The sequence below is a fragment of the Kitasatospora sp. NPDC047058 genome, assembly GCF_040643935.1.
Taxonomy (GTDB): domain Bacteria; phylum Actinomycetota; class Actinomycetes; order Streptomycetales; family Streptomycetaceae; genus Kitasatospora.
Genome location: NZ_JBEYVJ010000362.1, coordinates 1 through 6,682 on the forward strand (window position 1 = coordinate 1; position 6,682 = coordinate 6,682).

Annotated in this window: 4 protein-coding genes; 2 read left to right on the plus strand and 2 right to left on the minus strand. The window is 74.7% G+C overall.

Annotated features, from left to right (window positions below; genetic code table 11):
- Window positions 1–1,025 precede the first annotated feature (1,025 nt).
- Both gcl and ABZ885_RS32790 read left to right on the plus strand, forming a co-directional pair.
- Entirely contained in the window at window positions 1,026–2,804 is a 1,779-nt protein-coding gene (gene gcl, locus ABZ885_RS32785) for a glyoxylate carboligase (RefSeq protein WP_360196796.1), read from the plus strand.
- 184 nt (window positions 2,805–2,988) lie between these two features.
- Complete coding sequence (locus ABZ885_RS32790) at window positions 2,989–3,477, plus strand: glutathione peroxidase (protein ID WP_360196788.1); 489 nt, start codon at window positions 2,989–2,991, stop codon at window positions 3,475–3,477.
- 93 nt (window positions 3,478–3,570) lie between these two features.
- Here ABZ885_RS32790 and ABZ885_RS32795 read toward each other — a convergent pair whose 3' ends face one another.
- Complete coding sequence (locus ABZ885_RS32795; protein WP_360196790.1) at window positions 3,571–4,368, minus strand: hypothetical protein; 798 nt, start codon at window positions 4,366–4,368, stop codon at window positions 3,571–3,573.
- Between the two features lie 55 nt (window positions 4,369–4,423).
- Window positions 4,424–6,412 (minus strand): serine/threonine-protein kinase, encoded by a 1,989-nt coding sequence (locus tag ABZ885_RS32800; RefSeq protein ID WP_360196793.1) that lies wholly within the window; start codon window positions 6,410–6,412, stop codon window positions 4,424–4,426.
- Between the last annotated feature and the right edge of the window lie 270 nt (window positions 6,413–6,682).

Consider the following 6,682-nt stretch of genomic DNA (forward strand, 5'->3'; position numbering starts at 1 on the left):
GGCGGGCCGGGATGAGCGTGGCACCGGCCGGGAGCAGCTGGCGGATCAGCTCGGCGGGTTCGGTGTCGGGCCGCTGGGAGGGGTGGCGGCCGCTCGCGGCGCGGCACCGTGGGGCCGTGGGCCGGCCGTAAAGGCGCGGACCGCTCGGGTACGTCGGAGGGATCACTCGGGCGCCGCCGGACGGGGCAGCCGGGACCGACGCGCGCTCGGCGCGGCGGGGCGCGGCGGGGTAGAGCGGGGTACGGCGAGTACGGCGGGGGACGGCGGGGCGCGGTGGACCGGCCCCGGGCGAGCACGCTCGGCAGCGGTACGGCCGACGCCCCGGCGGGCCGGGTGGCGGCGGCGGGTGTCGGGTCGGGTGGCTCGCGGTCAGGGGGCGTGTCCCTCGGCCGGGTGCGGGCGGACCGGGCGCGCCTGGTCCTGGACGGGACACCACGGCCGGAGCTCCCCCGCTCCCCGGCCGATCCCGATCCCCCTGCCGCCAGCCCTAGTTGAACATGGGAACCATGACAGGCCCGGCGTGCCACCGACGGTACCCAGGGGTCCGGGCGGGGCCAACCTCGCACACCATTCCTTCACCCCGACCACACGTCGCTTGCGCTTTTCGGCCCGAAACAGGCCTTCCGGCGGGCACGCACGTTCGCCGGTCGGGCATACGAACGAAGGCCGGGCGAAGCCCCGGTGCCGGAGCCGGGGCTTTGCAGGAAGGAACGACCGGCACCCCCGCGGCGCCGTCCGGGACTGGAGGAACGGGCGATGGATCGGCCACCCCCGCCGTGACAGCCTGGCCGGACACCCCGGGAGCGCCACCCGCCGCCCCGCCGCGCCCGGCTCGACCTGCGGCTTTCGCCGGACAGCCGTCGAGCGACCGGCTTCCACATTCTGTTGAAAGCCCCCTTGACGCCCCGACAGGCACCGCCTTACTTTGTTTCCGCATACAGAAACCGTTCTTCCGTATGGTGGAATTCTGGAGATGAGCCCTCCGACCCACTGCGGGCCGACGCAGGAGAAACCCGATGCCTCGTATGACCGCCGCCGCCGCGGCCGTGGAGATCCTCAAGCGCGAGGGTGTGGAGCAAGCGTTCGGCGTGCCCGGCGCGGCCATCAACCCGTTCTACCGGGAGCTCAAGAACGTCGGCGGCATCAACCACACCCTCGCCCGCCACGTCGAGGGCGCCTCGCACATGGCCGAGGGCTACACCCGTGCCAAGGCCGGCAACATCGGTGTCTGCATCGGCACCTCCGGCCCCGCCGGCACCGACATGATCACCGGTCTGTACTCGGCGATCGCGGACTCGATCCCGATCCTCTGCATCACCGGCCAGGCCCCGGTCTCGAAGCTCCACAAGGAGGACTTCCAGGCCGTCGACATCGCCGCGATCGCCAAGCCGGTCACCAAGGCCGCCACCACCGTCCTGGAGGCCGCGCAGGTCCCCGGCGTCTTCCAGCAGGCCTTCCACCTGATGCGCTCCGGCCGTCCCGGCCCGGTCCTCATCGACCTGCCGATCGACGTCCAGCTCACCGAGATCGAGTTCGACCCGGAGACCTACCAGCCGCTGCCGGTCTACAAGCCCTCCGCGACCCGCGCCCAGGCCGAGAAGGCCCTCCGGTTCCTGCTGGAGTCCGAGCGCCCGCTGATCGTCGCCGGCGGCGGCATCATCAACGCCGACGCCACCGACCTGCTCGTCGAGTTCGCCGAGCTCACCGGCGTCCCGGTCATCTCCACCCTGATGGGCTGGGGCAGCATCCCGGACGACCACGAGCTGGCCGCCGGCATGGTCGGCGTCCAGACCGCGCACCGCTACGGCAACGAGACCTTCCTCGCGTCGGACTTCGTCCTCGGCATCGGCAACCGCTGGGCCAACCGCCACACCGGCTACAACATGGAGGCCTACACCAAGGGCCGGAAGTTCGTCCACGTCGACGTCGAGCCGACCCAGATCGGCAAGATCTTCGCCCCCGACTACGGCATCGCCTCCGACGCCAAGGCCGCCCTGGAGCTCTTCATCGAGGTCGCCGAGGAGCTCAAGGCCGCGGGCACGCTGCCCGACTTCTCCGCCTGGGCCGCCTCCGCCCAGGAGCGCAAGGCCACCCTGCAGCGCCGCACGCACTTCGACAACGTCCCGATCAAGCCGCAGCGCGTGTACGAGGAGATGAACAGGGCCTTCGGCCCGGAGACGCGCTACGTCACCACCATCGGCCTCTCCCAGATCGCCGCCGCGCAGTTCCTGCACGTCTACAAGCCGCGCCACTGGATCAACTGCGGCCAGGCCGGCCCGCTCGGCTGGACCATCCCGGCCGCGATCGGCGCCGCCACCGCCGACCCGGAGACCCCGATCGTCGCGCTCTCGGGCGACTACGACTTCCAGTTCATGATCGAGGAGCTGGCGGTCGCCGCCCAGCACAAGGTCCCCTACGTCCACGTGCTGGTGAACAACGCCTACCTCGGCCTGATCCGCCAGGCGCAGATCGGACTCGACATCAACTTCCAGGTCAACCTGGAGTTCGAGAACATCAACACCCCGGAGATCGGCGTCTACGGCGTCGACCACGTCAAGGTCGCCGAGGGCCTGGGCGTCAAGGCCATCCGCGTCACCGACCCGAACGAGCTCGGCGCCGCCTTCGAGGAGGCCAAGAAGCTCGCCGCCGAGCACAGCGTCCCGGTCGTGGTCGAGGCCATCCTGGAGCGCGTCACCAACATCTCGATGAGCAGGACCGTCGACATGAGCAACGTGACCGAGTTCGAGGAGCTGGCCACCCTGCCCGAGCACGCCCCGACGGCGATCAAGCCGCTGGCGCTGTAAGGCGCGTCTCAGGGGCTGTCCGGGCCGGCCGTGGTCGAGGGGACCACGGCCGGCCGGAACCGGCTGCGAATTCGGCCGCCCCGGGCGGAACACCGGCAGCCCGGTCGTGGTTGGGGCAGGCGGGGACGGCTACCGTTCCGTGACGAGTCCTGTCCCGTACACCGACCAACCGAAGGGGACTTCCGTGAGCCTGTACGACATCCCGCTGCGCACCCTGTCCGGCGAGGCCGCCTCCCTGGGCGACCACAAGGGCAAGGCACTGCTGATCGTCAACGTCGCCTCCAAGTGCGGCCTGACCCCGCAGTACGCCGGCCTGGAGCGCCTGCAGGAGCGGTACGCCGCGCGGGGCTTCACCGTGCTGGGCTTCCCGTCCAACCAGTTCGCCGGCCAGGAGCCGGGCAGCGCCGAGGAGATCCAGACCTTCTGCTCCACCACCTACGGCGTCTCCTTCCCGCTCTTCGAGAAGACGGACGTGAACGGTGACGACCGCCACCCGCTGTACGACGTCCTGACCCGCACCGCGGACGCCGAGGGCAAGGCCGGGGACGTCACCTGGAACTTCGAGAAGTTCGTCGTCTCCCCCGACGGCACCGTCGCCGCCCGCATCCGCCCCCGCACCGAGCCGGAGTCGGACGAGGTCATCGCCGCGATCGAGGCCGTGCTGCCGGCCTGACGCCGCCGCCCGCCGGAGGGCCCGGGGCACCCGCCCCGGGCCCTCCGGCGTGCCGTGACGAGGGGCCCGGGCTGCCGGTTACGCCGCCGGGGCTCAGCCCTGGCAGGTGTAGGTGAACGAGGTGGCCGCGTTCAGGCGCCGGGGTTCGAGGATGTCCACGGTCGCGGTCGCCCGCATCGTGCCGCGGCCGTCGAAGGACCAGCGGAGCACGAGGTCCGCCCGGCGTTCCCCGGACTGCACCGGCTGCACCAGCCCACCGGAGGAGGTGCCGTCGCTGCGCAGCCAGCGGTAGCGGATGGTGCCCGCGTGGCCGTCGGTGCCGACCGTCGCGGTGATCACGGCGGTACCGCCGCAGGGCGGGCCGCCGGCCGGTTCGGCCGCCACCGTGACGCCGGTCAGCGCGAGCGGCGGCTCGGACCGGCAGCGGGCCGGCAGGACGGCGAGCAGGACGACCAGAACGGCCGCCGGGACCAGCCAGCCGAAGGCCCGGCGCCGACGCGCCTTCGGCTGCCAGGGCGGCGGCGCGCCGTGCCACACCGCCGCGGCCACCGGCGGCACGCCGGGGCCGAACCGGCGCACCTCGTACGGCTGCGGGGGCACCGGGGCCGGCTCCGGTGACGCCGGTGGTACGGGCGGAACGGGCGGGACGGGCCGGACAGGCGGGGGCAGGACGGGCGCCGGACCGCCCGAGGTGCCCCAGACGGTCGGGTCGAGGAACGTGGCGCACACGGCGTCCTCGGCGCCGGACGCACCGGACGCACCGGACGGGCCGGACGCACCGGGCGCGGCACCGTCGAGCGGGACCGTCCGCTCGGCCGCGGGGCCGGCGCCGAGTCTGACGGTCCGTTCGGGGCCGGAGTCCGGGCCGGGCTCCGGTCGGGGCAGGGGCATGGGAGACCTCCGGGGGCGTGCGACGGGAGACGTGCGACGGGGGCCGCGGGCGGGATCAGCCGGGCTGGCGGCAGTCGATGGCGGGCAGCTCCCGGTACGCCGTCGACGTGTTCTCCGGCCTGGGGTCGCTGCCCACCCGGACACCCCACTGGAGCTTGTCGTCGTTGCCGAAGTCGTGGGACCGGGTGAGGGTGACGGAGCCGGTGCCGAGCCGCACGGTTTCGGTGGCGACGGTCACGGGCGGGTTGATCGCGCCGGAGTGGTGCTGCCAGGACACGATGAGCGTGGCCCCGGGCGGCCCGGACGTCACGACGGTGATCGTGGCCTCGATACCGTGGTTTCCGTTGTTCAGGCAGCTGACCGAGTCGACGCTCAGCGAGGTCACCCGGACGGGCACCGGCGTGGCCGTGACCACGGTCGGCCGCGGGGTGACCGGGGTGGCCGTCACGGGGCCGGCGGGCGGCGGGGTGGTGCGGGGGGTGTCGGTGATCCTGGGGACGGGCGGCGGAGTCGTCGCCGAGGTGGGCGGCCGGCTCGGCCCCGCGCCCGACGTCGGGCCGGCCGCCCGGCTCGACGTCGTCCCGGGGCCGGGCGTCGGCGGGGGCACGGGCGTGCCCGGCCGGGGCTTCGGCGGATCGGTCGACGGATCGGCCGACGGATCCGGGGCCGGGGACAGGAACGGGGACGGCGTGGGGCTCGCCGAGGGGGACGGCGGGCGGCCCGGCGCCCCGGTACCGGAGGGCCCGGCCGGTGTCGTCGGGTCCGCCGGGCCGTCCGTCGCCTCCCCGCCGGCGCCGCCCGACGCGTCCAGGGTGGTGGTGACCCGCGGCATCGGGCTGCCGGTCACCGTCCGGTCCGCGCGGTCCGCGACCCCGGCGAGCGCCACTCCGGCCAGCGAGGCGACCGCGAGCGTGCCCACCACCGCACCGGCCACCGCCCGGGCCCGCCGACGCCGCGCCCGCCGCGGATGCTCCACCCGGACCTGCTCCCGCAGCCGGGGCCGCCGGACCGTCCGGCGCGCGGAGGCGCCCCTGCGCGGGCGGGCCTCCCGGCTCGCCGAGGCACCGCCGCCCGGCTCGTGCTCGGCCCGGCTCGCCGCAGCGCCCCGGCCGGCCACCAGCTCCGTGCGGTCCAGCGCCGTCGCCCCGCCGGGCGGCGGCCCGGCGGCGCCCCACGGCAGCAGCAGCGCCAGCAGTCCCACCAGCGCGACGAGGTCGGCCCGCCCGCGCTCCTCCCACTGCTCGCCGTACCCGGCCGTGGCGACCGCCTCCAGGTGCCGGACGAACTCCGCCGCGCCGCCGGGCCGTTGCTCCGGCTGCTTGGCCATCCCGGCCAGGACCAGCGGCCGGACGCGCTCCGGGACCAGCTCGTCCGGCACGCGGAGCTCCCGGTGCTGGACGGCCAGCTCCACCACCGTTCGGCCGGGGAACGGGCGGGTGCCGGTCAGGCACTCGAAGAAGGTGACGGTGGCGGCGTAGACGTCGGCGGCGGGCGAGGCCGGCGCGCCCGTCCACTGTTCCGGCGCCAGGTAGGCCGGGGTGCCGGAGATGTCGCGGTCGTCGCCGCTGGGCACGGCGATCCCGAAGTCGACCAGTTTGGTGAAGCCGTCCGCCGCGACCAGCACGTTGGCGGGCTTGTAGTCGCGGTGCACCAGGCCGGCCGCGTGCGCGGCGGCCAGCCCCAGCAGCGAGCCCTTGAGGACCACCAGCGCGGCCTCCGGCGTCGTCGCCCCCTCGGACCTGAGCAGCGTGCGCAGCGACACGCCGTCCACCAGCTCCATCACGATCGCCGCGTGCGGCCCGGCCTCGACGTACTCGTAGAGCCGCGTGACGTACGGGGAGTCGACCCGGGCCAGGACCTCCGCCTCCTCACGGAGGCCTGAGCCGTCCACCGCGTCGAGCAGGTACTTGATCGCCACCGGGGTGCCGGTGCCGTCGTGGTGCGCCAGCACCACCCGGCCGCTCGCCCCGGCGCCCAGCTCGCGCACCTGGGTGTAGCCCGGCAGCCGCCACTCGTCGGTTCTCCGCCCTGCCTCGTCCTGCATCGCCGGCCCCCTCAGCACGCCGTCCGGTCCGTTCCCGCCTGGTGCCACCGACGAGGCGGTGACCAGCCCGGTTCCCGCTCCGGGTGCCGTCCGAACCCCGCTGCCGACGGGTCGTGCACCACCCGGCCCGTTCCCGCAGGCAGCCCGCCCGGCCCGGCGGAAGGACGAACGGAAACACAGCGGCGCACACGGCAGTTGCGCGCGGCGGCGGCCCGCTCCCCCCGTGCGCCGTCACGCCCTGGCGTGCGACGCCCGGAGGGGCAGAAGCCG